Annotated in this window: 27 protein-coding genes; 16 read left to right on the forward strand and 11 right to left on the reverse strand. The window is 67.7% G+C overall.

All coding sequences use genetic code 11. The features are described 5' to 3' along the window. Nucleotides 1-104: 104 nt before the first annotated feature. A complete protein-coding gene (locus ACZ3HV_RS40410; protein WP_465692737.1) occupies nucleotides 105-455 on the reverse strand; it encodes an ArsR/SmtB family transcription factor in 351 nt (116 codons plus the stop codon). Nucleotides 456-563: 108 nt separating this feature from the next. Here ACZ3HV_RS40410 and ACZ3HV_RS40415 point away from each other — a divergent pair, with 108 nt between their 5' ends. Next, nucleotides 564-1061: a DUF2505 domain-containing protein gene (locus tag ACZ3HV_RS40415; protein WP_465692739.1), complete on the forward strand. Its 498-nt coding sequence runs from the start codon at nucleotides 564-566 to the stop codon at nucleotides 1059-1061. A gap of 200 nt (nucleotides 1062-1261) precedes the next feature. Here the strand turns inward: ACZ3HV_RS40415 and ACZ3HV_RS40420 are convergent, their stop codons facing one another. Continuing rightward, on the reverse strand, nucleotides 1262-1438 hold the full coding sequence (locus ACZ3HV_RS40420; protein WP_465692741.1) for a hypothetical protein: 177 nt from the start codon (nucleotides 1436-1438) through the stop codon (nucleotides 1262-1264). 111 nt (nucleotides 1439-1549) lie between these two features. On the opposite strand from ACZ3HV_RS40420, the gene ACZ3HV_RS40425 reads away from it, so the two are divergent. Genes ACZ3HV_RS40425 through ACZ3HV_RS40460 form a run of 8 tightly spaced genes read left to right on the forward strand, consistent with a single transcriptional unit; the run spans nucleotide 1550 to nucleotide 9302 of the window. Beyond that, nucleotides 1550-1918, forward strand: coding sequence for an ArsR/SmtB family transcription factor (locus ACZ3HV_RS40425; RefSeq protein ID WP_465692743.1), 369 nt, complete (start codon nucleotides 1550-1552; stop codon nucleotides 1916-1918). Next, entirely contained in the window at nucleotides 1915-2388 is a 474-nt protein-coding gene (locus tag ACZ3HV_RS40430) for an NADH-quinone oxidoreductase subunit B family protein (protein ID WP_465692745.1), read from the forward strand. Before ACZ3HV_RS40425 ends, ACZ3HV_RS40430 begins: the two co-directional genes overlap by 4 nt. Then, nucleotides 2385-4400 (forward strand): proton-conducting transporter transmembrane domain-containing protein, encoded by a 2016-nt coding sequence (locus ACZ3HV_RS40435; RefSeq protein ID WP_465692747.1) that lies wholly within the window; start codon nucleotides 2385-2387, stop codon nucleotides 4398-4400. Before ACZ3HV_RS40430 ends, ACZ3HV_RS40435 begins: the two co-directional genes overlap by 4 nt. Continuing rightward, nucleotides 4397-5335, forward strand: coding sequence for a respiratory chain complex I subunit 1 family protein (locus ACZ3HV_RS40440; RefSeq protein ID WP_465692749.1), 939 nt, complete (start codon nucleotides 4397-4399; stop codon nucleotides 5333-5335). Before ACZ3HV_RS40435 ends, ACZ3HV_RS40440 begins: the two co-directional genes overlap by 4 nt. Then, on the forward strand, nucleotides 5332-5985 hold the full coding sequence (locus tag ACZ3HV_RS40445; RefSeq protein ID WP_465692751.1) for a hypothetical protein: 654 nt from the start codon (nucleotides 5332-5334) through the stop codon (nucleotides 5983-5985). The genes ACZ3HV_RS40440 and ACZ3HV_RS40445 overlap by 4 nt, the downstream gene beginning before the upstream one ends. Nucleotides 5986-6016: 31 nt before the next feature. Next, nucleotides 6017-7510 (forward strand): proton-conducting transporter transmembrane domain-containing protein, encoded by a 1494-nt coding sequence (locus tag ACZ3HV_RS40450; RefSeq protein ID WP_465692753.1) that lies wholly within the window; start codon nucleotides 6017-6019, stop codon nucleotides 7508-7510. Beyond that, nucleotides 7507-9015 carry a hydrogenase large subunit gene (locus tag ACZ3HV_RS40455; RefSeq protein ID WP_465692755.1) on the forward strand — a complete coding sequence of 503 codons (1509 nt, stop codon included), beginning with the start codon at nucleotides 7507-7509 and terminating at the stop codon, nucleotides 9013-9015. Before ACZ3HV_RS40450 ends, ACZ3HV_RS40455 begins: the two co-directional genes overlap by 4 nt. Before the next feature lie 23 nt (nucleotides 9016-9038). Beyond that, nucleotides 9039-9302: a hypothetical protein gene (locus tag ACZ3HV_RS40460; protein WP_465692757.1), complete on the forward strand. Its 264-nt coding sequence runs from the start codon at nucleotides 9039-9041 to the stop codon at nucleotides 9300-9302. A 46-nt stretch (nucleotides 9303-9348) separates the two neighbouring features. On the opposite strand, the gene ACZ3HV_RS40465 is transcribed toward ACZ3HV_RS40460, so the two are convergent. Both ACZ3HV_RS40465 and ACZ3HV_RS40470 read right to left on the reverse strand, forming a co-directional pair. Then, complete coding sequence (locus tag ACZ3HV_RS40465; RefSeq protein ID WP_465692759.1) at nucleotides 9349-9624, reverse strand: DUF167 domain-containing protein; 276 nt, start codon at nucleotides 9622-9624, stop codon at nucleotides 9349-9351. Nucleotides 9625-9739: 115 nt separating this feature from the next. Next, nucleotides 9740-10102, reverse strand: coding sequence for an ArsR/SmtB family transcription factor (locus ACZ3HV_RS40470; protein ID WP_465692760.1), 363 nt, complete (start codon nucleotides 10100-10102; stop codon nucleotides 9740-9742). A gap of 75 nt (nucleotides 10103-10177) precedes the next feature. Here ACZ3HV_RS40470 and ACZ3HV_RS40475 point away from each other — a divergent pair, with 75 nt between their 5' ends. Further along, nucleotides 10178-10852 (forward strand): CBS domain-containing protein, encoded by a 675-nt coding sequence (locus ACZ3HV_RS40475; RefSeq protein WP_465692762.1) that lies wholly within the window; start codon nucleotides 10178-10180, stop codon nucleotides 10850-10852. A 169-nt stretch (nucleotides 10853-11021) separates the two neighbouring features. Next, on the forward strand, nucleotides 11022-11645 hold the full coding sequence (locus tag ACZ3HV_RS40480) for a DUF4118 domain-containing protein (protein WP_465692764.1): 624 nt from the start codon (nucleotides 11022-11024) through the stop codon (nucleotides 11643-11645). Nucleotides 11646-11652: 7 nt separating this feature from the next. On the opposite strand, the gene ACZ3HV_RS40485 is transcribed toward ACZ3HV_RS40480, so the two are convergent. The 3 genes from ACZ3HV_RS40485 to ACZ3HV_RS40495 all read right to left on the reverse strand — a co-directional run bounded on the left by ACZ3HV_RS40485 (nucleotide 11653) and on the right by ACZ3HV_RS40495 (nucleotide 13174). Continuing rightward, nucleotides 11653-12177, reverse strand: coding sequence for a DinB family protein (locus ACZ3HV_RS40485; RefSeq protein WP_465692766.1), 525 nt, complete (start codon nucleotides 12175-12177; stop codon nucleotides 11653-11655). A gap of 164 nt (nucleotides 12178-12341) precedes the next feature. Beyond that, nucleotides 12342-12863, reverse strand: coding sequence for a flavodoxin domain-containing protein (locus ACZ3HV_RS40490; RefSeq protein ID WP_465692768.1), 522 nt, complete (start codon nucleotides 12861-12863; stop codon nucleotides 12342-12344). 116 nt (nucleotides 12864-12979) lie between these two features. Then, nucleotides 12980-13174 (reverse strand): hypothetical protein, encoded by a 195-nt coding sequence (locus ACZ3HV_RS40495; RefSeq protein ID WP_465692770.1) that lies wholly within the window; start codon nucleotides 13172-13174, stop codon nucleotides 12980-12982. Between the two features lie 155 nt (nucleotides 13175-13329). On the opposite strand from ACZ3HV_RS40495, the gene ACZ3HV_RS40500 reads away from it, so the two are divergent. After that, the gene (locus ACZ3HV_RS40500; RefSeq protein WP_465692772.1) at nucleotides 13330-13605 is read left to right on the forward strand and encodes a DUF1876 domain-containing protein; all 276 of its coding nucleotides are present in this window, start codon (nucleotides 13330-13332) and stop codon (nucleotides 13603-13605) included. Nucleotides 13606-13726: 121 nt separating this feature from the next. Here ACZ3HV_RS40500 and ACZ3HV_RS40505 read toward each other — a convergent pair whose 3' ends face one another. Both ACZ3HV_RS40505 and ACZ3HV_RS40510 read right to left on the reverse strand, forming a co-directional pair. Continuing rightward, nucleotides 13727-14365, reverse strand: a complete 639-nt coding sequence (locus ACZ3HV_RS40505) for a glycerophosphodiester phosphodiesterase (protein ID WP_465692773.1) — start codon at nucleotides 14363-14365, stop codon at nucleotides 13727-13729. After that, entirely contained in the window at nucleotides 14362-15261 is a 900-nt protein-coding gene (locus ACZ3HV_RS40510; RefSeq protein ID WP_465692775.1) for a lysylphosphatidylglycerol synthase domain-containing protein, read from the reverse strand. Before ACZ3HV_RS40510 ends, ACZ3HV_RS40505 begins: the two co-directional genes overlap by 4 nt. Before the next feature lie 208 nt (nucleotides 15262-15469). Between ACZ3HV_RS40510 and ACZ3HV_RS40515 the strand changes: the two genes are divergently transcribed. From ACZ3HV_RS40515 to ACZ3HV_RS40525, 3 genes are all read left to right on the forward strand, one after another. Then, nucleotides 15470-16327: a phosphatase PAP2 family protein gene (locus ACZ3HV_RS40515; protein WP_465692776.1), complete on the forward strand. Its 858-nt coding sequence runs from the start codon at nucleotides 15470-15472 to the stop codon at nucleotides 16325-16327. A gap of 12 nt (nucleotides 16328-16339) precedes the next feature. Next, the gene (locus ACZ3HV_RS40520) at nucleotides 16340-17206 is read left to right on the forward strand and encodes a phosphotransferase family protein (RefSeq protein ID WP_465692778.1); all 867 of its coding nucleotides are present in this window, start codon (nucleotides 16340-16342) and stop codon (nucleotides 17204-17206) included. A gap of 258 nt (nucleotides 17207-17464) precedes the next feature. Then, a complete protein-coding gene (locus ACZ3HV_RS40525) occupies nucleotides 17465-18076 on the forward strand; it encodes an Rv1733c family protein (protein ID WP_465692780.1) in 612 nt (203 codons plus the stop codon). Nucleotides 18077-18122: 46 nt separating this feature from the next. Here ACZ3HV_RS40525 and ACZ3HV_RS40530 read toward each other — a convergent pair whose 3' ends face one another. Continuing rightward, nucleotides 18123-18425 (reverse strand): 2TM domain-containing protein, encoded by a 303-nt coding sequence (locus ACZ3HV_RS40530; RefSeq protein WP_465692781.1) that lies wholly within the window; start codon nucleotides 18423-18425, stop codon nucleotides 18123-18125. Here ACZ3HV_RS40530 and ACZ3HV_RS40535 point away from each other — a divergent pair. Then, complete coding sequence (locus tag ACZ3HV_RS40535) at nucleotides 18424-18684, forward strand: universal stress protein (RefSeq protein ID WP_465692783.1); 261 nt, start codon at nucleotides 18424-18426, stop codon at nucleotides 18682-18684. The genes ACZ3HV_RS40530 and ACZ3HV_RS40535 overlap by 2 nt on opposite strands. 3 nt (nucleotides 18685-18687) lie before the next feature. Here the strand turns inward: ACZ3HV_RS40535 and ACZ3HV_RS40540 are convergent, their stop codons facing one another. Continuing rightward, on the reverse strand, nucleotides 18688-18825 hold the full coding sequence (locus ACZ3HV_RS40540) for an AAA family ATPase (protein WP_465692784.1): 138 nt from the start codon (nucleotides 18823-18825) through the stop codon (nucleotides 18688-18690). Nucleotides 18826-19047 lie beyond the last annotated feature (222 nt).

Below are 19047 nucleotides of genomic sequence, written 5' to 3' on the forward strand. Positions count from 1 at the left end.
CAGCCGTACACAACGAAAGGCAGGCCCAGGCGAAGCAGCCGGTCACTGAGGCTCACAGCGGCGAGGCCGTACCGACCTACGGCCAGGTCGGCTTGTTGCGCAGGTCAACGATCGGGCTGGGGTGCGGGCAGTGGCTCCTGGAGGTCCTCCAGCAGTTCGACCTGACCGGACAGCATTCCGGTGAGGATCGTGCGGGCGACTCTGAGCAGTTCCGTGACGTCTGGGCTCGTCAGTGAGTAGATCACTGTCGAACCCTGCTTGCGGGTCGCTACCAATCCGGATCGGCGCAGGACGGCCAACTGCTGGGACAGGCTGGTCGCCTCGATGCCGACATCGGACAGTATCTCGGCAACCGAGTGATCCCGTTCGCTCAACAGTTCCAGCACCCGGATGCGCGCCGGATGCCCGAGCGTCTTGAAGAACTCGGCCTTCACTTGATACAGAGGTCGGCTCACCCGACGCACCTCCGGCTCGGCCGCAGGGGCGTCAACTCTCCGACGCCGACGTTCCACAGCTGAAAACCTATCATTCACGCACAGTTGAACCGGGTGTAAACATGGACCATGGATCTGACTCTCGTCACGTCGTACGACGCCTCGCCGGAGGAGGTGTTCGCGATGATCACCGACGTCACCTTCCAGGAGCAGGTGTTCGAGCGCATGAGGGCGCGGTCGTACGACGTCGAGGTAGGCGATTCCGGTGACGACCGGGCCGTCCGAGTCCATTGGCAGACGCAACCGGTCGAGGTGCCGGTCGTCGCACGAAGGCTCGTCGGTCACTCGCTGGTCCTGGCGCAGAACAAGCTCTGGCACCGGCCGGACGTCGACGGCGCGCGTGAGGCGGAGGTCGACGGCGAGGTCGCGGGTGCTCCGGTGAGGCTTACCGGCAGGACACGAATCGTCCCCGAGGGGCGCGGTACGACCCAGGCCTTCGAGCTGCACGTCACCGCGTCGCTGCCAGTGGCGGGTAAGGGACTGGAGCAAGTCGTGGCGGAGGCGGTCCGGGTCAGGCTGGAGAAGAAGTTCGAAGTCGCCTGGTCCTGGCTGGCCGGCTCACTGTGAAGTTGCCCTGCCCGAGTCGTCGGGTAGCGGGCGGATGTGAACCCGGGAGCCGGTCGCCGCGGCTTGGCGAACGAGTTCGCTGACTCCCGCCGCATCCGTCACGGTGCGCGTGGGTGCGTCGGGCTCGCGGGAGGTGAAGGTCACTTCGTAGAGCAAGGCGGTCGCTCTTTTCATCGTCCGCTGGGCCGGATTCGACTTGTTCAGACTTCTTCGCCGGCAGGGACGGTCACCCCGTTTTCCAGGGCCAGCCTGAGGAGGCTGTCGAGTTCGCCGGAGTAGACGCGCTCGGCGTCGAGATCCCCGGTTTCCTGAGCGGCGCGAAGCTCCCTCCGGGCGGCGGCGATCCGCTGTCGCAGTTCCTCGGTGAACGCGTCCATGGTCTCCCGTCCGGCTGTGACCTGTGCCCTCACCGTACACAAGAGTTGCAGAATTCTTCAATTCATGATCGCATGCATTGCGCAAGATGTGTAGTGATGGAAGGCGGAGGCATGACCACACCGCTGCACCAGCTGAAGGCGGAGTTCTTCAAGACACTGGGGCATCCCGCCCGGATCCGGCTGCTGGAGCTGTTGAGCGAGCGGGAGATGGCAGTCGCTGAACTCTTGCCCGAGCTCCGCCTGGAGGCCTCGAACCTGTCGCAGCAGTTGGCGGTTCTGCGCCGGGCCGGCCTCGTCACGACGCGCAAGGACGGCGTGCAGGTCTACTACTCGTTGACCAGCCCACACGTGGCCGAGTTGCTTGCTGTGGCGCGCGTGATCCTGACCTCGGTGCTCTCGGAACAGGCGGAGTTGCTGGACGGTCTTCGCGCCGATGCGCTGGCGTCCGGTCGGGCCCGGGTGCGGCGGGCTGTGCGGTGAGAGCGCTGCTGCGAAAGATCCGCGAGACCGGCCGGGTGGCGGAGCCGGCGCCACGGCGATCGGGTGAGGGAGACGCCGTACTGCGTGGATCGGTGCAGGTGCGGCATGTGGATGCCGGGTCGTGTAACGGGTGCGAGGTGGAGATCGGCTCGGCCTTCGGACCTGTGTACGACGCCGAGCGGTACGGCGCCCGGTTGGTCGCGTCACCGCGTCATGCGGACGTGCTGCTGGTGACGGGCCCGGTGACGCGCAACATGGCCGAGCCGCTGCGGAAGGCGTACGACGCGACGCCGGCACCCAAGCGAGTTGTCGCGGTCGGCGACTGTGCTCACAACTGTGGTGTGTTCGCCGGTGGCTACGGGGTCGAGGGCGCGGTTGCCGACGTGATCCCTGTCGACGTCGTGGTGCGGGGATGCCCGCCGGAACCACCGGAGATCATCGTGGCGCTGCGGGACCTGACCGGCCGATGACGATTGGTTGGGCGCTGCTCGGCGTACTGGTGGTCGCCGGGCTGGGAGCGTTGAGCGCAGTTGTCACGGATTCGCGTCCACGGGCAGTTGCGGCGGGTGTGTCCACGGCCGCGACCGGGGCTCTCGGTGTGCTGGCCGGCGTCCTCGCGCTCACTGGTGCGACGTTCACGGCGACGGTGCCACAGTTGATTCCGTTGAGCGAGGCAGTGGTCGCCGTGGACGCGCTGTCCGGCGTGTTCTGTGTGCTGATCGGTGGTGTCGCCGTCGTCGCTGGGCTGTACAGCATCGGCTACACGGATCACGCGGGGGAGACCGGTGTGGGCTCGCGGACGGCGCAGGCCTTGTTGCCGCTGTTCGTGGCGGCGATGCTCCTGGTTCCGGTGGCTGGGAACGTGACGACGTTCCTGCTGCTGTGGGAACTGATGGCGTTGACCTCGCTGGCGTTGGTGTTCACCGAGCACCGGCTGCGACCGGCCGTGCGCGACGCAGGAGTCTGGTACGGCGCGATGACACACGCCGGCCTGGTTGCGATCCTGCTCGGTCTCGTCCTGTTCGCCGCTCAGGCAGGAGGCGAGTCGTTCGAAGCGCTCCGATCCGCTCAGGTGCCGCCCACGACCCGATCGGTGATCTTCGTGCTGGTCCTGGTGGGGTTCGGCTCGAAGGCCGGAATGGCGCCGTTGCACGTCTGGTTGCCACGAGCCCATCCGGAGGCACCGAGTCAGGTGTCGGCGTTGATGTCGGCTGCCATGGTGACGCTCGGCATCTACGGCATCCTGCGGGTGGGTCTCGACCTCCTCGGCGGTGGCCCCCGGTGGTGGTGGCTGCTCGTGCTGATTCTGGGCGGCTTGTCCGCCGTCTACGGCGTACTGCAGGCCAGCGTCGCCGTGGATCTGAAGAGACTCCTGGGCTACTCGACGACCGAGAACATGGGACTGATCCTGATCGGCGTCGGCGCGGGCGGGATGTTCGCGGCCGACAGCAATCGCACGCTGGCCAGCCTGTTGATTGCGGCTGCGCTGCTCCATGCGCTGAACCATGCCGGCTTCAAGACGTTGCTCTTCCTCGGCGCCGGATCGGTCGTGCGATCGACTGGCATCCGCGATCTCGACGGCCTCGGTGGGCTGGTGTCGCGGATGCCGGCAACGACCGCACTGTTCGGCATCGGGGCGCTGGCAGCGGCGGCACTCCCGCCGGGCAACGGGTTCGTCTCGGAGTGGCTGTTGCTGCAGGGACTGATCCATGGACTGCCGGGCGCGGACACCGTCGTGGCGGTTGCGATGCCGCTGGCGGTCGGCGTCGTCGCATTGACTGCGGGCCTGGGAGTGGTGACCTTCGTGAAGGCGTTCGGGGTGGGCTTCCTGGCTCGTCCACGGTCCGAGCCGGCGGCGGCCGCGCAGGAAGCGCCGAGGATCATGCGCGTGGCGATGCTTGTCGCAGCAGCCGCCTGCGCATCGCTGGCCATCGCCCCGGCGTCGATCGGACCGGCATTGACCAAGGTTCTCGGGACACTGCCTTCGGTCCACGACGGCGACCCGATGGAAGGTGGCGTGACGCTGCGCCTGACAGGTGTCGAGGGCGCGATGTCACCGCTGTTGATTCTGGTCGGCCTCGTGCTGGCGGCGCTGCTGGGCGTCGTGGTGATCCAGCGCGGCCTGCCGCGGCGCCGGTCGCTGGTGTGGGGGTGCGGTGGTACCCGGTTGGACCCGCGGATGGAGTACACCGCGACATCGTTCGCCGAGCCGCTGACCCGGGTCTTCGACGACGTACTGCGACCGGAGTCCGACGTCGACGTCACGCACCACGCGGAGTCGCAGTACCTGATCGAGAGCGTGCAGTACCGGCAACGCGTCGATGATCGGCTCGAAGCATCGCTGTACCCACCGATCGTGGCCGCCGCGACGAGGGCCGGTGGTGTCCTGAGCCGGCTGCAGAACGGCAGCGTACACAGGTACCTCGCGCTCGGGCTGGCCGGATTGATCGCGGTCCTCGTCGTGGTGGGGCTGACGACATGAGCGCCATCGCTGTTGTCGTGCAACTAGTCCTGCTGATCGTCGTGGCGCCGTACCTGATCGGCCTGATGCGGCAGGTCCGCGCGCGGCTCGAGGGGCGCGCGGGTGCCGGTGCCGGGCAGCCGTGGCGCGATCTGCGCAAGCAGTTCCGCAAGGAGCCGATCTCGCCGGCGGGATCGAGTTGGGTGTTCACCGCCGCGCCGGCGGTGCTGGTGGCGACGACCCTGGTGATCGCTTTGGTGGCGCCGTTCGTCTCCACGGTCTCGCCGCTGGACAGTGTCGCGGATCTCTTTGCCGTGGTCGCGTTGCTGTTGCTCGGTACGGTCGCGCTCGCGCTGGCCGGACTCGACACGGGTACGGCGTTCGGCGGGATGGGGGCCAGCCGTGAGATCACTGTGGCGGCACTGGCTGAACCGACGGTCCTGCTCGCCGGCTTCGCGTTGTCCGCCCGGGTCGGGTCGACCAGTTTGTCGGCGATCGTGGAACGTGGACAGCAGTCGCCGGCCAGCGTGCTGTCGCCGGCGACCTTGCTCGCCGCGGTCGCGTTCGCGGTGGTCGTGGTGGCGGAGGCCGGTCGGTTGCCGGTCGACAATCCGTCGACGCACCTCGAGTTGACGATGATTCACGAGGCGATGGTGCTGGAGTACTCCGGGCGCGACCTCGCTTTGGTCGAGTTCGCTGCGGCGCTGCGGCTGACGGTGTTGCTGGGATTGTGGGCGAACCTGTTCCTGCCGTGGGGCGTTGCCACGACGGACTCGCCAGTGGCGCTGCTGATCGGTGTCGCCGCGTTCGTGATGAAGGTCGCGGTGCTGGGTGTGGCGTTGGCGGCCGGCGAGGTGTTCATGGCCAAGTTGCGGCTGTTTCGCGTGCCCGAGCTGCTCGCGGGTTCGTTCCTGTTCGGTGTCCTGGCTGTCTCGTCCTCCTTCTTCCTGGCGTGATCGTGACAACTCAATGGCTCTACCTGACCTGCGGCGGCTTGCTCCTGTCGTCGGTGATGGTGCTCTGGCGACGTGAGCTGGCGGCGATCGTCCGCCTGCTGGCCGTGCAGGGCATTCTGCTGGGAGTGCTGGCTGGAATCCTCGCCGTCCGGCTGGACAGCCTCGAGCTGGCGGTGGTTGGTCTTGGCGTCCTGGTCCTGAAGGCGGTCGTAGTACCGGGGATTCTTCGCCGGGTACTGCGGGACAGCGGCGAGGCACGAGAGACCGAGCCGTTGATCAACGTGACCGCCTCGATCGTCGCGGCCGCCCTGCTCATCCTGCTTGCGTACGCCGCCGGCCGCCCGATCGTGCGGTTGGCGCCTTCGGCCGAGACCCAGGCGGTGCCGGTGGGGCTCGCGATGGTGCTCCTCGGGTTCTTCGTCCTGGTCACCCGGCGGCGCGCGCTGTCGCAGATCGTCGGGTTCCTCCTGCTCGACAACGGCATCGCGACCACGGCGTTCCTGATCACCGGTGGTGTGCCGGGCATCGTCGAACTCGCGGTCTCGCTCGACGTGCTGCTCGTCGTTCTGGTGTTGCAGGTCCTGACGGCCCGGCTGAAGGTGACCTTCGGCGGGACCGACATCGACGAGCTCCGGGAGTTGCACGACTGATGGCCGCACGACTCGTTGAGGGGGAGAGCCGATGACCGCCGATCTCACCGGTGGCGCCGCCGTACTGCTGGTTGCCGCGCCGATCGTGGCGCCGGTGGCCGCGGCCGGCGCCACGGTCCTGATGGGCTGGCGGCGTTCGGTCGCCATCGCAACGATCTCGGCGGCCGCGGTGATTCTCGTGGTGGGCGCTGGTACGGCATTCTGGACCGCCGACGCCGGCGTCGTTGCTGCTGGCAACTGGCTGCGGATCGATGCGCTGTCCAGCCTGATGCTCATCGTCATCGGCGGCGTCGGCATCATCGCCGCGTTCTCCGGCCTTGGTTACATGGAAGATGAGCTCCGTGCGGGACACACCGACGCGATCGGCGCTCGACGGTACGGCGTACTCGTGTCGTTGTTCCTTGCCGCGATGGTGCTTGCGGTCCTGGCGAACAACCTGGGGTTGCTGTGGGCCGCAGTCGAGGCGACCACGATCGTCACCGCGTTCCTGGTCGGTCATCGTCGCTCCAGGAAGTCGGTCGAGGCGACGTGGAAGTACGTGATCATCTGTTCGGTCGGCATTGCACTGGCCTACTTGGGGACTGTGCTCGTCAACTACGCCGCCAAGCAGGCGGGGATCGCCGGTCATGGAACCCTCGACTGGACCGAGCTTGCCGCCCACGCTGGTGACCTCGACCCGGGGGTCATGCGGCTCGCGTTCGCTCTGCTGGTGCTGGGGTTCGGCACGAAGGCGGGCTTAGTGCCGTTGCACAGCTGGCTGCCCGACGCGCACAGCCAGGCACCTGCGCCAGTGTCCGCGCTGATGTCCGGAGTTCTGCTCCCGGTTGCGATCTACGCCCTGGCCCGGTACCGGGTGATCGCCGTCGCGAGCGTCGACCCCGGCTTCGTCCGAGGCCTCCTGCTGGCCGTCGCACTCGGCTCGCTGCTGCTGGCCACCGGGCTGCTCCTGGCGCAGCGTGACTACAAGAGGCTGCTCGCCTACTCGAGTATCGAGCACATGGCGCTGGCCGCGATCGGAGTCGCGATCGGTACGCCGCTGGCGATCGCGGCGACGCTGCTCCACATCGTCGGGCATGGTCTCGGCAAGGCGGTGTTGTTCTGCGGCGCGGGGGAGATCCTCGCCCGTGAGGGCACCACCCGGATCGACCGCGTCCGCGGCCTGTTCCTCCGCGCGCCGGTGCTGGCCGGCGTGTTCGCGGTCGGACTGGCCGCGCTGCTCGGGTTTCCGCCGTTCAGCCTCTTCGCCAGCGAGTTGGGCCTGATCCGGGCCGGGATCGGCGCGGGGTTGGGCTGGGTGATGGCCGCCGTGCTGGTACTTCTGCTCGGCGTCTTCGTAGCCGTCACCGCCAAGGCAGCGGGCATCCTGTTCGGCCCCGAGTCCACCGGAACACCGAGCGCTGCTCTGCGACCGTCCACCGCCGCGCCGCTGGTCGCGGCGCTCGTGATTCTCGGCGTCCTGGGGCTCGCCGACTGGCCACTCGGCCCGCTCCTGGACACCGCCGGCCTGATCGTGGGCTCCCGATGAGCCCGGACCCGAGAACCTACCCGAACCGCCGCCAGACGGCCGTCACCGCCGCGACTCTGGCAGCTCGCGCAGCGGCGTTGCTCGACGACGGCTATCGACTCGCTCTCATCGCCGCCCACGACGATCCAGAAACCTTCCGCGTGGTCTACCTCTTCATCGCCGCCCAGCCAGACCGCCGCGTCGAGCTGGTCCTGACCACCAGCCGGTGCGCGCCTCGGATCCCCAGCCTGGCCGCGCTGTCCTTCCCGGCCGGAAGGTTCGAACGCGAGTTGCACGACCTCTTCGGCATCGAGGTGATCGACCATCCCCTACCGCGGCGGCTGGTCCTGCACCAGCACTGGCCGGACGACTGGTACCCGATGCGCCGCGACGCCGGGCCACCGCCGACCTTCGCGGACACCGATGAGCCGTACCCGTTCCTCACTGTCGGCGGAACCGGGGTGTACGAGATTCCGGTCGGACCGATCCATGCGGGACTGATCGAGCCTGGACACTTCCGGTTCTCGGTCGTCGGGGAGACCATCCTGAAGCTCAAGGCCAGACTGTGGTTCGTCCACAAAGGCATCGAGAAACTTGCCGAAGGCAAGGTCATTGCAGACGCTCTGCCGCTGGCCGAGCGGGTGTCCGGAGACACTACGGTCGGGCACACCCTGGCCTTCTGCCTCGCGGTCGAAGAAGCCCGGGACTGGCCGATTTCACCGCAGGCGCAGGTACTGCGAGCGATCCTGCTGGAGCTCGAGCGCCTCTACAACCACATCACCGACATCGGTGCCTTGTGCAACGACGTCGGCTACGGCATCGCCAACGCCCATGCCCAGCGCATCCGCGAACAACTGCTCCGCCTGAACAAGCACGTCAGTGGCCACCGCCTTCTTCGCGGCGCGATCACGCCAGGCGCGGCCCATGTCCGCGCTCTGCCCGACCCTGGAGTGCTCAGCGCGATCGCCGCCGACATCCAGCAGATCGTCGACATCGCCCTCGACAACAGCGTCGTACTGGACCGGATGACCGGCACGGCCGTACTGACGCTCGACCAGGCCCGCGACATCGGCACACTCGGATACGTCGCCCGCGCCAGCGGGAGTGATCACGACGCCCGCCGCGATCATCCCTTCACACCGCTGACAACCGGAGTCGCCGCTGCTGCCCACACCGCCGGCGATGTGTTGGCCAGGCTCCTCGCACGAGTCGACGAAATCCACAGCTCGGTTGCCCTGATCACCCACTTGCTGGCCGCCCGGCCGCCTCTGAGCGCCGAAACGGTCAAACCCACCTGGCTCGCCGCCGGCCGGACCTCCGGCGTCGGTCTCGTCGAAGGGTGGCGCGGAACCATCGCTCACCGGGTCGAGATCGGCCCCGACAACACCGTGTCCCGGCTCAAGATCGTCGATCCGTCGTTCTTCAACTGGCCGGCCCTCCCGGTCGCACTCGCCGACACGATCGTTCCCGACTTCCCCCTCGCCAACAAGAGCTTCAACCTCTCCTACGCCGGGAACGACCTGTGATCCGCCGCCGGCAACCGCGCCCGATGAAGATCGAAACGGTCCAGCGCTGGGTCGCCTCCGTCATCCTGATCCACGTCGGGACTGTCCCCGCGGTCTCACTCGCCGTTTACAGCGTCGGCGTCGCGGACACCGACCACGGGCGAGGCATCGGCCTGTGGATTATGTCCGGCGTCATCGGCCTGCTCACCGTCGCCGGCGTACGCCTCATCTTCCAGCGCACACCCATCTCACCCTGGCTGCTCCTCGGCCTCCTCCCCACCGCCATCACCGGCTTCGCCATCTTCTGACCACTGCAGTCAGCCAAGTGCTGCCTCGCGACGGAAGCCGCGTGCTTCAGTCGAGCAGTCCTTCGAGCTTCGGGCGGATGTTGCTCTCCGCTCCCTGGATGTCGACCAGTTTGTCCCGGCTGGTTGCGCCGCGTATCAGCGTCACCGCCGAGCGTCGCACGTCGAACGCAGCTGCGACCGCCTCCAGGACAGCCTTCGTCGCCCGGCCGTCCACCGCGCGGGCTGTCACCGCGACCACCAGGGCCTGGCCGGCTACACCGTCGTACCGGCCACCGACGGCGGTTCGGGAGGCGCCCGGTCTGACCCGCAGCAGAATCCTCATGGCCGTATTCTCGCCTGTGCCTGGGACCTGCTGGAAACGGCAGTGAGGTGGTCCGGCGGCTCCGGGCGCCGACGGTCGGTGGGTCGCCGACAGTCGGTGGGTGGACGACTGCGGCTCAGAGTGACCGGCGCCCGCTTCCTGCGACTGTCCCGGCGGGTTCGCGTAGGTCGTCGAGGAGTTCGATCTGATCGGTGATGAGCCCGGTCAGAATCCGCCGGGCGACGCCGAGCAGTTCTGCCACGTACGGAGTGGCCGTGGAGTAGATCACGGCCGCACCCTCCTTGCGCGACGTGACCAGACCGGCTCGGCGCAGCACAGCGAGGTGCTGGGAGAGATTGGCCGCTTCGATGCCGATGTCGGGCAACATCTCGGCGACCGAATGGTCGCGCTGGCTGAGCAGCTCCAGGACGCGGATTCGGGCGGGATGGCCGAGCGTCTTGAAGAACTCCGCCTTGACTTCGTAGAGGGGCCTACGCACGGGCGGCTCCTCTCCCTGATTCCATCGGGGTTGCAGACTTGCTAATCTTAGCAAGTCCGAAACGAGGTGGGAGTGATGCCGGAGCCCATCGTCGCCACGGTCATGAGCCGGTCTCCGGTCGTCGTGGCCCCAGAACTGTCGTTCAAGCAGGTCTCGTGTGCTTTGCTCGCCTCCGACGCGGGCGTCGTACCGGTGGTTCACGGCGGGGTGCCGCTCGGCGTGATCACCGAGTACGACGTACTGGTGAACCTCGAGTTTCACGGTGGTGTCGATCCGGCCCCGCTGATTCTCGGTAGCGCCGGCCGCCGACGACGCCGCAAGGCCCGCGCCGCGACAGCTGCTGAGCTGATGAGTTCGCCGGCGCCGACTATTGCCTGCTCAGCGGGCCTGAGCGAAGCAGTGCGACGGCTGATCATCCCGGGCTTTCCGGCTCTGTGTGTGATTGACAGCACCGGACGCCTCGCCGGCCTACTGGCGCGGCGCGACCTGCTGTCAATCTACCGGCGGTCCGACGACGAGCTCGCCGCTGAAGTCCAAGCCGCCGTGCAGCGCGATCGGGTCCGCCCTACGCGGGAACCGGCAGACGTAGCAGTTCGCGTTGAGGCCGGGGCCGTCACGCTGGAGGGAGCGCTGACGTACCGAAGTCAGGTGGAACACGCCGTCTTTGCGGCCTCCCGTGTCGCCGGCGTCACGGCTGTTCACAGCAATCTGACCTACGACATCGACGACATGCTCGTCACCGGCTTCTGAGTGTCGGTGGGCACAGGCTCTGCACTGTTCTCATGCGGGCGTCGCTCTGGCCGTCAAGGGACATCAGCCGGAGTTACCAATCGATGCCGGGGATGAAGGTCCGGGCGCGGGGGTACGTCGGGACTTTCGGCCTCTGTGCTTGGGGATGGAGACGGCGCACGCTGGAACGATGATCGTCACCACCAGCCTGACAGCCAGCTCGCCGCGTGAACCCTGGTTCCGCCAGCATCCGGGCGTGGCCCTTGCCGTCGCTGGTGCGCTCTACGTCGTGGTGTTGTTGCTCCGGGTGCTTGCCGGTGGGCCCGCTGACACCTATTCCATGCTCTTCGCCTTGCCGGTGGCCCTGATCGCCATCGCCTTCGGACTGCGCGCCGGTGTAGCAGCTGCGTTGGTCGCCGTGGCACTGATCGTGTTTTGGGTTGTGGTGAAGGATGTGACTCTCAGTCCTTCCGGATGGATGTCACGCGTCCTGCCGCTGCTGCTCCTCGGCGTACTTCTCGGCGATGCGTCGGACCGGCTTCGCCGCTCTGAAGCGGAGAAGCGGCGTCTGGAGTCCGCGGCGCTGTTGTATCGCCAGGCGATCGAGATCAATGACTCGATCGTGCAGGGCATGGCCGCGGCCCGATGGTCGCTCGAGGCGGGCAGGGTGGACACCGGTCTGCAGACCCTTGAACAGACGCTGACGGAGGCGCAAGAGCTGGTCTCCGGCTTGATCGGCAGGGCCGGCCTAGGCGCCGGTGAAGCCACCGGCATCGCTCCGGTCGCACCACTCAACCCCGGCGCCGAAGGGTAGTGCCCTGTCACTTCGGCGCGTCGATCAGCGTGAGCTGACGGCGGTGGAAGTCGTAGTGCTGGGTGGGGAAGTGGTAGACGTCGGCCAAGGTCATGTAGTCCTTGAAGAACGGATCCCACCGCGTGGGGTAGTGCATGCCGCGAGCCAGATCGGCGTCGGACTCGGCGTCGAGCCGCTGATGCAGCTTGGCGACGACGTGGTCGAACATGACTACCATCCGCGCCGGGCTGACCGCGTGCCCGGCGGCGTACGAACCGAGGAAATTCACCTGATCGAACGGCCGGGTCGCAGCGTTGAGTAGTCGGGCATAGGCACGACTCGCTCTTTGCGGCAGTCGACCGAACACCCGCACGAGCCGCAGCAGGGCGCGGATGATCAGATAGCCGAGCAGCATGTGGAACAGCAGTTGGCGGTTGTTCCAGCGAGTTCCGTTCGTTGCCCTCAGCAAGTCGGCCCGATCGGCCGACTCGACCAACCGGCGAAAGTCCGCACGAGCCCGTTCAAGCTCGTCGTGCACCAGCTGCCGCTCCATGGTTCATATCAGCACTGGTCCGGCTGCAACACCAGATGCTGCTACCGAGCGGCGTTCTCGCGGGTCGTGGCGGCGAGTCTGTCGCGCCAGCCCAAGCAGGCCGACGGGCCGCCGGGTGCCGCCGGGATCCGGAAGTTGCCGGTTTACTTGCCTGCGGCAGCAGATCAGCCCTTGCCGGCTGCTTCGGCTCGCGCTGTCTGCAGGGTGGTGGCGATTTCACGGGACCAGGTGCGGATCTTGGGCCAGTCCCGGGTGTCGCCGATCAGGTGTTCGAGGTCAGCCCGGCGGGACAGGCGTGCGGTGATCGCATCGGCCTGGAGCTCACCGGCGAAGGTCTTGACCGGTGCGGCCTGGATGAGACCTGCCAGCCGAGCGACGTCGGCTGGGAGGGGCTGGTCATGATTCTTGCTCGGACCGATCGGGCCGCTGTGGAAGAGCCAGACTGGCCGGTTGCGGAGCTGCCGCTCATGGTGGCGGAGGAAGCGAACGACCTCGGGGCGCCAGCGGGCCTGGTAGATCGCGCTGCCGACGATCACAGCGTCGTACTCGCTGACGGCCAGGACGGCGCCGATCTCGTGGACGTCGACCTGGTGGCCGGCGGCACGGAGCTCGGAACCAATGACTGCCGCGATGGTCGCGGTCGCGCCCATCTTGGTGCCGTACGCGATGAGTACCTTCTTGGACATCACACATCTCCTTCCTTCGGCAAGCGGACAGGTCCACGTGCCACTCACCGTGCGAGTCGAGGTCCGCCGCGGCAACTGGACGCCCGCGGGGTGACCGTTGCCGAGTTCGCGGAGAGTCAGCGCTCAGGTTCGGTCGGCTGTTCGCCTCTGGGCTCGTCCGGTGCTGTGTCGCGGTCGCGGCGCTCCTTGTAGAGCTCGACTCCGAGGTGGCGCACGATGGCCTGCCCGGAGGACGCCGATCCGGTCGTCCGCCGGCTGGCCACGGTGCGCTGCGCGTCGCGCTGTGTGCGGGCTTTGTCGATGTCGGTCATGGCCGCCTCCTCTCTCGCAGTTCCAGCACACGCCGGCCCGCGATCGCGCGACAGGGCAGAAATTCCCGGTCAGGTGGACCGGACGGCCCTGGTGTGGATCCCGGCGTACTCGGAAGATGGTGACGAGGCGTTCATCGATCGGAGGGGTGAGCATCATGGTCGCGAGCAGGCACTGGAGCGTCGAGATCTTCATCGACGAGCACGAGGACGAGCGGACCACGAACGCGGAGGCCCGGCTGAACACGAATGACAAGACGCAGCTCGTCGGCCGGGGTACCGCCCGCCGGAATCCGGGGGACACCGAGATCGCCGAGATCGGCGACGAGCTCGCGGTGGCGCGGGCCTTGTCGAGCCTGGCCCACGAGCTGCTCGATGCCGCCACGGCCGATATCGAGCAGATCACTCACGAGCACATTCACCTCCGCCGCTGACCGCAGGTCTGGGCGAAGGTCCACCTCGGCTGAACCATCAGCTGAGGTGGTCAGCCTCGCGCCGAGAGTTGGCGCGGCCGAGCAACGGCAGTCCGTCGGGCTGTCGAGAGGCCCGACGCGCTCAGTCTGCGCTGAGGACGCTCAGATTCTTTCCGATCACTCCGTCGACGCCGAGGCGACGGGCGTCGGCCAGCGCGTCCTCGGTGTCGACCGGCCAGGTGAAGACGCGCTCGGCGCCGTCCCGGAGCTCGGTGACGATCGCGGGGGTGAGGAGTCGCCGGTGGACGCAAGCGCCGTACGCCGGTCGTCCGCGGAGCCGGAACCGCAGTCGGCGGAGTCCGCGGCGGCTCCCGGCCGACAGCACAAGTCGCACGTTGGGCAGGTCGTGGAAGGCGGACAGCATCCACCAGTGCTGTGTACACACGGTCACCGTGCCGGCCGGCATGACCTCGGTCAGCGCTGTCGCGACGCGGGAGCCGAGCCGGGGATGGACGCCCTTCAGGTCGATCAGCAGACGGGGATCGCCGTCGACAGAGGTCAGCAGTTCGCGGATCTCGAGCGGTTGCACCTGAGCGCGGCGGACCAGTTCACCCCGATCCCACAGCCACCACGGACCAAGACTCTTTCGGTGCCGGATCTCGAGGCGGCCCCGATAAGCGTGCACGTCCGCCTCGACCAGGTCGGCGCCGAGATCGAGGGCCGACCGGAGCGTTTCGAGGTTGTTGCCCGCGCGGTGCGCGACGATGAGCTCCCGAGTCACGGCGCCGTCGCTTGTGGCTCGGTGAACCAGCCACGCCAGCGCAGGAACAGGCAGCTGCCACCCACCAGGAGAGCCGGAATCCAGTAGAGCAAGGCAGTGAGTGCGACAGCGCCGAAGGCGGCCGTCCAGGAGACCCCGATCGACGCAAGGCCGGCGACCAGGGCGCCATCGCGTGGACTCGCACCGTGCACTCCGGGCAGCGCTCCGGCGATCTGGCTCGCACCGAAGACCGCGACCAGTTGGAGCGGCGGCACGGATCCACCGACCGCGTCGATGGACCCGACCAGCAGACCGAGGATCGTGGCCTGGTACCCGATCGACAGGAGCACGCCGAGCGCGAACACCTTGGCCGACGGCCACGGCCAGCGACCAGCCAGGAGTGGACGCCGACGCCGTACGACCAGCGCGCCGGCGAGAACCGCGGCAGCGGCGCCGAGGGCGATCGCCAGCACGGTCCAGGGCAGTGTCACGCCGGTCACCACCACCGCGGCGACGAGTCCGACGGCACCGATGAAACGGTCCAGCGCAACCTCGGCGACCGCACTGGACCGCCGTACTCCGATCTTGTCCAGCCGATGAATGCGCCACAGATCCGCCCCGGCATGCCACGGTGAGATCAGGCCGAGGATCTCACTCTCCGCATAGGCGCGCAGATGCCACCGGCGCGGGCGGCCGCTGGTCGAGATCGCGTGCCAGCGCAGCGGGCACAGCACGTACTTGCCGATCGCGAACGGCAGCAAGCCGGCCGCAGCGGGCAGCAGGGCGGTGTGCGGGACGCGCTCGACGTTCCACAGCGAGAGGCCGACCGCGGTCACGAGCGTGGCGATCCGCACGCCGCGATGCGACGCGATCGTCTGAATGAGTCGCGCGATGCGCGCGAGGTGTCTGTGGCCCATGTCCATGAAGGCTTCCTTCCGGGCCCGGCAACTGCGCTGAGGGGTGCGCCGGGTCCGACAGTCCGATGCCAGGACGATAACCGGCGTGTCCAAGAACGGCATCGTGACGCCTGTCGTGGACCTTTGCCGTCGAGAGCCGGGCGGTATGGCCCTGTGCTGCTGCCGGTCGCCTCAGCCACGGTGGAACGAGCGGCGGAGGGAGTGACCGATGGTCACCGAAGGCGGGACAGCGATGCTGCGCATGGCCGGCCGGGCCCAACAGGTCGCGCGCGAGGTGATCGTGATCGTGGCCGCCATCGTCTTGTACTTCGGTGTCCGCGGTCTGATCGCGACCAGAGTCGACGTGGCCTACCAGAACGCTGAGCGCGTCGTCGCCATCGAGCGATCGTCCGGGGTCTTCGTCGAGCCGAAACTGCAGGCGGCCGTCACCGCGCACGGGTGGATCGCGAACACGGTGAGCTACATCTACATCTATGGGCACTGGCCGGTGCTGCTGACGACGTTGCTGTGGTTACTGATCCGGCATCGCGAGGCGTACTGGACGTTCCGGAACGCGATGCTGATCTCCGGGGGGATCGGCTTGGTGATCTTCGCCGTGTTCCCGGTGGCGCCGCCGCGCTTCCTGGCGGGGTACGGCTTCGTCGACACGGTGACGGAGCAGACGGAGGCCTATCGGGTGCTGCAACCGCCGGCGTTCGTGAACCAGTACGCCGCCGTGCCGAGTCTGCATCTGGGCTGGAACCTGCTGATGGGGATCGCGGTCGCCGGTCTGGCCGGTCACCGGATCACGCGTCTGCTCGGCTGGCTGATGCCCGTCCTGATGCTCGCCGCGATCGTCCTGACCGCCAACCACTACCTGTTCGACGGCCTGGTCGGCGCTGTGATCGCTCTGGTGAGCCTGCTCGCCGTCAACCGGCTCGGCTCGGCTGGTCGGCGACGGCGTCAGGGTCGAAGGCCTGCCGGGTCCGGTGCCTTGGGCCCTGCTGAGGCAGTGCGGCGCGAGGTGTCCCGCTCGGAGTCCCACTCCGTCGAAAATGCGAGGGACAGAACAAGATCTCGAATGTAGCGTGACCGAGTTATGGAGATGTACGACGTCACGCGGGCGATCGCGGCTGCGACTTCGGTTGCCGCATCGCTCGACTTGCCAGTTAACGACGCAATCGTTCTTCACAACTCGAACAAGCTGGCGCTGCGGCTGACGCCATGCGACGTCCTTGCCCGGGTCGCGCCTGTGGGGCAAGAGGTTGCCGAGCTCGAAGTCGAGCTCGCTCAACGGCTCGCCGAGGTCGGATGCCCGGTGGGTGCCTTGGAGCCCCGGGTGGACCCGCTTGTGTACAAGCGCGATGGCTTCGCAGTGACGCTGTGGACCTACTACGAGCCCGTGACGCCTCAAGTCTCACCAGTCGAGTACGCCGATGCGCTGGAGCGGCTGCACGCCGGCATGCGCAAGGTTGATGTGGCGAGCCCACGGTTCACGGATCGAATCGCGGAGGCAGAAGAAATCGTTGCCAACCCGGATCTCTCGCCGGAGCTCGCCGACGTAGACCGCGTGTTCCTCAGCAGCAGACTAGAAGGCGTGCGACGGGCGATCGAGGACCGCGGGGCCGTGGAGCAGCTGCTCCACGGCGAGCCGCATCCAGGCAACCTGCTCAGCACGAAGAACGGCCCGTTGTTCATCGACTTCGAGACGTGCTGCCGTGGGCCGGTCGAGTTCGATCTCGCCCATGTTCCCGAGGCGGTCTGCGAGCACTACCCGGACGTTGACCAAGAACTGCTGGACGAGTGCCGGCAGCTCGTTCTCGCGATGGTTGCGGCGTGGCGTTGGGACGTTGGCGACCAGTTTCCGAACGGGAGGCGCTTCGGAGAGGAATTCCTCCGCTCGCTGCGCGAGGGTCCTCCTTGGCCGACACTCGACATGATGAGCAGGCGACTGGACGGTCTGTAGAACGCCGGCTCCGCGACGCCTGATCGGGGACTGACCGTACGGCGGGGGATGGGCCGGGTGGTCCGGCAGGACGGGACCTTGGGCCCTCATCACGCACGCGGGATGGAGCGAGTCTTGAAGTGCAGGGAAACGACCGGCTCGCCGGGAGCGGACCGCGAAAAGGGTGGCTGAGGCCACGAGGTTCGCCGTCATCAAGACGGTTCCGGTCCGGTGAGCCGGTCCCCCTGCGTCCAGCCGAGACGCGCCCAGGAGGTTGTCATGAGCACCGTCAAGGAGCGGTCGGGGGAGCTATGGGTGCTCAGGCAGACCCGGCGACTCGGGATCGGAAGGAACCCGATGCGTCGCCCGTCGGATCGCCTTGAGGCGGGTCTGCTGTGGTGCGGGCTCCTGGTCGCGTTGCTGTTGATCCCGGTCGCCGCCGCGGTCGGTACCAGCGTCAGCCGTGCCTATGACGAGTCCGCCGCCCGGCAGCGAGCGGTGTTGTACCAGGTGAAGGCGACGACTCTCGAAGGCACCGAACGTGACGTACCGACCGCACCCGGGGACGTGTTGTCGCGAGCCAGGGTTAGTTACGTCGACGCGAACGGGTCTGCCCGCGAAGGTACGGCGAGTGTCGTCATCGGCACGAAGGCCGGGGACCAGGTGACCATCTGGCTCGACCGTTCCGGCACCATCGCCCCCACCCCACGCTCGAGCGCCGACAGTTCGGCCTTCGGTACCTCGGCCGGTTTCCTCACGCTGGCCGGCTCCTGGCTTCTGCTCTGGGGCCTCGTGCGACTCGCCCGTGTACCGCTGGACCGCCGTCGGGCACGGGAGTGGGAGGTCGAGTGGCTCGCGGTCGCCCCCCGCTGGCTCCGCGGCCAGAAATGACATCAGGGGAGCCGGCCCCTGGACGGGACCGGCTCGAGTGTGTTCGTCACTTGCGGCGCGCGATGCGGTCCATCGCGGAACGGACGGCAGTTTCGCTCGGTTGCGGCCACAGGACGTCCCAGGCGTGGAAGATCAACCCGATACCCCAGCCGAACATCGGGAACGCCGGCCAGAAGAATCCCGCGCCGGTCAGGTACCAGATGACCACCAGGAAGGTGTTCACCGTCAGGTAGGCGAGGACGTGACCGGCGAGTTCACGCCGCTTACGCAGCTCCTCCACCGCCTGCTCACGCAACTGGTCCTCGGTCCGCACCGGACCGGGCCGATCGATGAGTTCGTTGTCGTTCATGAGTGCCTCCTTGCTCATCACTTCCACCGTCTGCCGGTGCCGGGCGCTCGGCCAGAGCACCAAGACGCGCTCCGGGCAGGACCTTCGGCTCTGCAACTCGAACCGTCGTTGCGGCGGACGCGGACGCCGTACCGGACCTGTGGTCGGTTCCCGCGGCCGCGGCGGCGTCGCCGGCCTGCTGCTGGGATCCGTCAGCCAGAGCCTCCTGCACCACGCGGACTCGCCGGTCGCGATCGTCCGCCGGCACGAGGAGTCATGATGCTCACCTGCCGTGGGCGGTGGAGGTGTTGCGGCCGTCGACGTCGCGGGTCTCGCGGAGCAGGTCGCGGAACTCGCGCTGCCTGAGCGGGTCCAGCCCGGTGGTCGGCTCGTCCAGGATCAGCAGGTCCGGGTCATGCATGAGCCCTTCCGTGTCTCAGCGTGGAGCCGTGCGCCGGGGGGCTCCCAGTGGCAGACGTCCTGGATTGGCGGGCCGTTCGGCTTGCGGTGCTGAGGTGAGAACGGCCCTGACCGGTATGGCGCTGAGGTTCGACGATCGAAGTGTCGGAATCGAGTGAAAGGAAGCCATCATGACCACCACGCCGAACCGGCTGCCGGCTCGCACCATCGAGCCTGACGGCGA

Source organism: Kribbella sp. NPDC020701 (assembly GCF_055562215.1).

Excerpts from the sequence above, each read along its gene's own strand:
- ACZ3HV_RS40540 (WP_465692784.1), bottom strand. The coding sequence starts at position 18,825 with ATGCATGACCCGGACCTGCTGATCCTGGACGAGCCGACCACCGGGCTG.
- ACZ3HV_RS40520 (WP_465692778.1), top strand. The coding sequence starts at position 16,340 with ATGGAGATGTACGACGTCACGCGGGCGATCGCGGCTGCGACTTCGGTT.
- ACZ3HV_RS40415 (WP_465692739.1), top strand. The coding sequence starts at position 564 with ATGGATCTGACTCTCGTCACGTCGTACGACGCCTCGCCGGAGGAGGTG.
- ACZ3HV_RS40515 (WP_465692776.1), top strand. The coding sequence starts at position 15,470 with ATGGTCACCGAAGGCGGGACAGCGATGCTGCGCATGGCCGGCCGGGCC.
- ACZ3HV_RS40500 (WP_465692772.1), top strand. The coding sequence starts at position 13,330 with ATGGTCGCGAGCAGGCACTGGAGCGTCGAGATCTTCATCGACGAGCAC.
- ACZ3HV_RS40535 (WP_465692783.1), top strand. The coding sequence starts at position 18,424 with ATGAGTGCCTCCTTGCTCATCACTTCCACCGTCTGCCGGTGCCGGGCG.
- ACZ3HV_RS40475 (WP_465692762.1), top strand. The coding sequence starts at position 10,178 with ATGCCGGAGCCCATCGTCGCCACGGTCATGAGCCGGTCTCCGGTCGTC.
- ACZ3HV_RS40440 (WP_465692749.1), top strand. The coding sequence starts at position 4,397 with ATGAGCGCCATCGCTGTTGTCGTGCAACTAGTCCTGCTGATCGTCGTG.
- ACZ3HV_RS40455 (WP_465692755.1), top strand. The coding sequence starts at position 7,507 with ATGAGCCCGGACCCGAGAACCTACCCGAACCGCCGCCAGACGGCCGTC.
- ACZ3HV_RS40485 (WP_465692766.1), bottom strand. The coding sequence starts at position 12,177 with ATGGAGCGGCAGCTGGTGCACGACGAGCTTGAACGGGCTCGTGCGGAC.
- ACZ3HV_RS40450 (WP_465692753.1), top strand. The coding sequence starts at position 6,017 with ATGACCGCCGATCTCACCGGTGGCGCCGCCGTACTGCTGGTTGCCGCG.
- ACZ3HV_RS40495 (WP_465692770.1), bottom strand. The coding sequence starts at position 13,174 with ATGACCGACATCGACAAAGCCCGCACACAGCGCGACGCGCAGCGCACC.
- ACZ3HV_RS40460 (WP_465692757.1), top strand. The coding sequence starts at position 9,039 with ATGAAGATCGAAACGGTCCAGCGCTGGGTCGCCTCCGTCATCCTGATC.
- ACZ3HV_RS40525 (WP_465692780.1), top strand. The coding sequence starts at position 17,465 with ATGAGCACCGTCAAGGAGCGGTCGGGGGAGCTATGGGTGCTCAGGCAG.
- ACZ3HV_RS40530 (WP_465692781.1), bottom strand. The coding sequence starts at position 18,425 with ATGAACGACAACGAACTCATCGATCGGCCCGGTCCGGTGCGGACCGAG.
- ACZ3HV_RS40465 (WP_465692759.1), bottom strand. The coding sequence starts at position 9,624 with ATGAGGATTCTGCTGCGGGTCAGACCGGGCGCCTCCCGAACCGCCGTC.
- ACZ3HV_RS40435 (WP_465692747.1), top strand. The coding sequence starts at position 2,385 with ATGACGATTGGTTGGGCGCTGCTCGGCGTACTGGTGGTCGCCGGGCTG.
- ACZ3HV_RS40510 (WP_465692775.1), bottom strand. The coding sequence starts at position 15,261 with ATGGGCCACAGACACCTCGCGCGCATCGCGCGACTCATTCAGACGATC.
- ACZ3HV_RS40420 (WP_465692741.1), bottom strand. The coding sequence starts at position 1,438 with ATGGACGCGTTCACCGAGGAACTGCGACAGCGGATCGCCGCCGCCCGG.
- ACZ3HV_RS40490 (WP_465692768.1), bottom strand. The coding sequence starts at position 12,863 with ATGTCCAAGAAGGTACTCATCGCGTACGGCACCAAGATGGGCGCGACC.
- ACZ3HV_RS40425 (WP_465692743.1), top strand. The coding sequence starts at position 1,550 with ATGACCACACCGCTGCACCAGCTGAAGGCGGAGTTCTTCAAGACACTG.
- ACZ3HV_RS40480 (WP_465692764.1), top strand. The coding sequence starts at position 11,022 with ATGATCGTCACCACCAGCCTGACAGCCAGCTCGCCGCGTGAACCCTGG.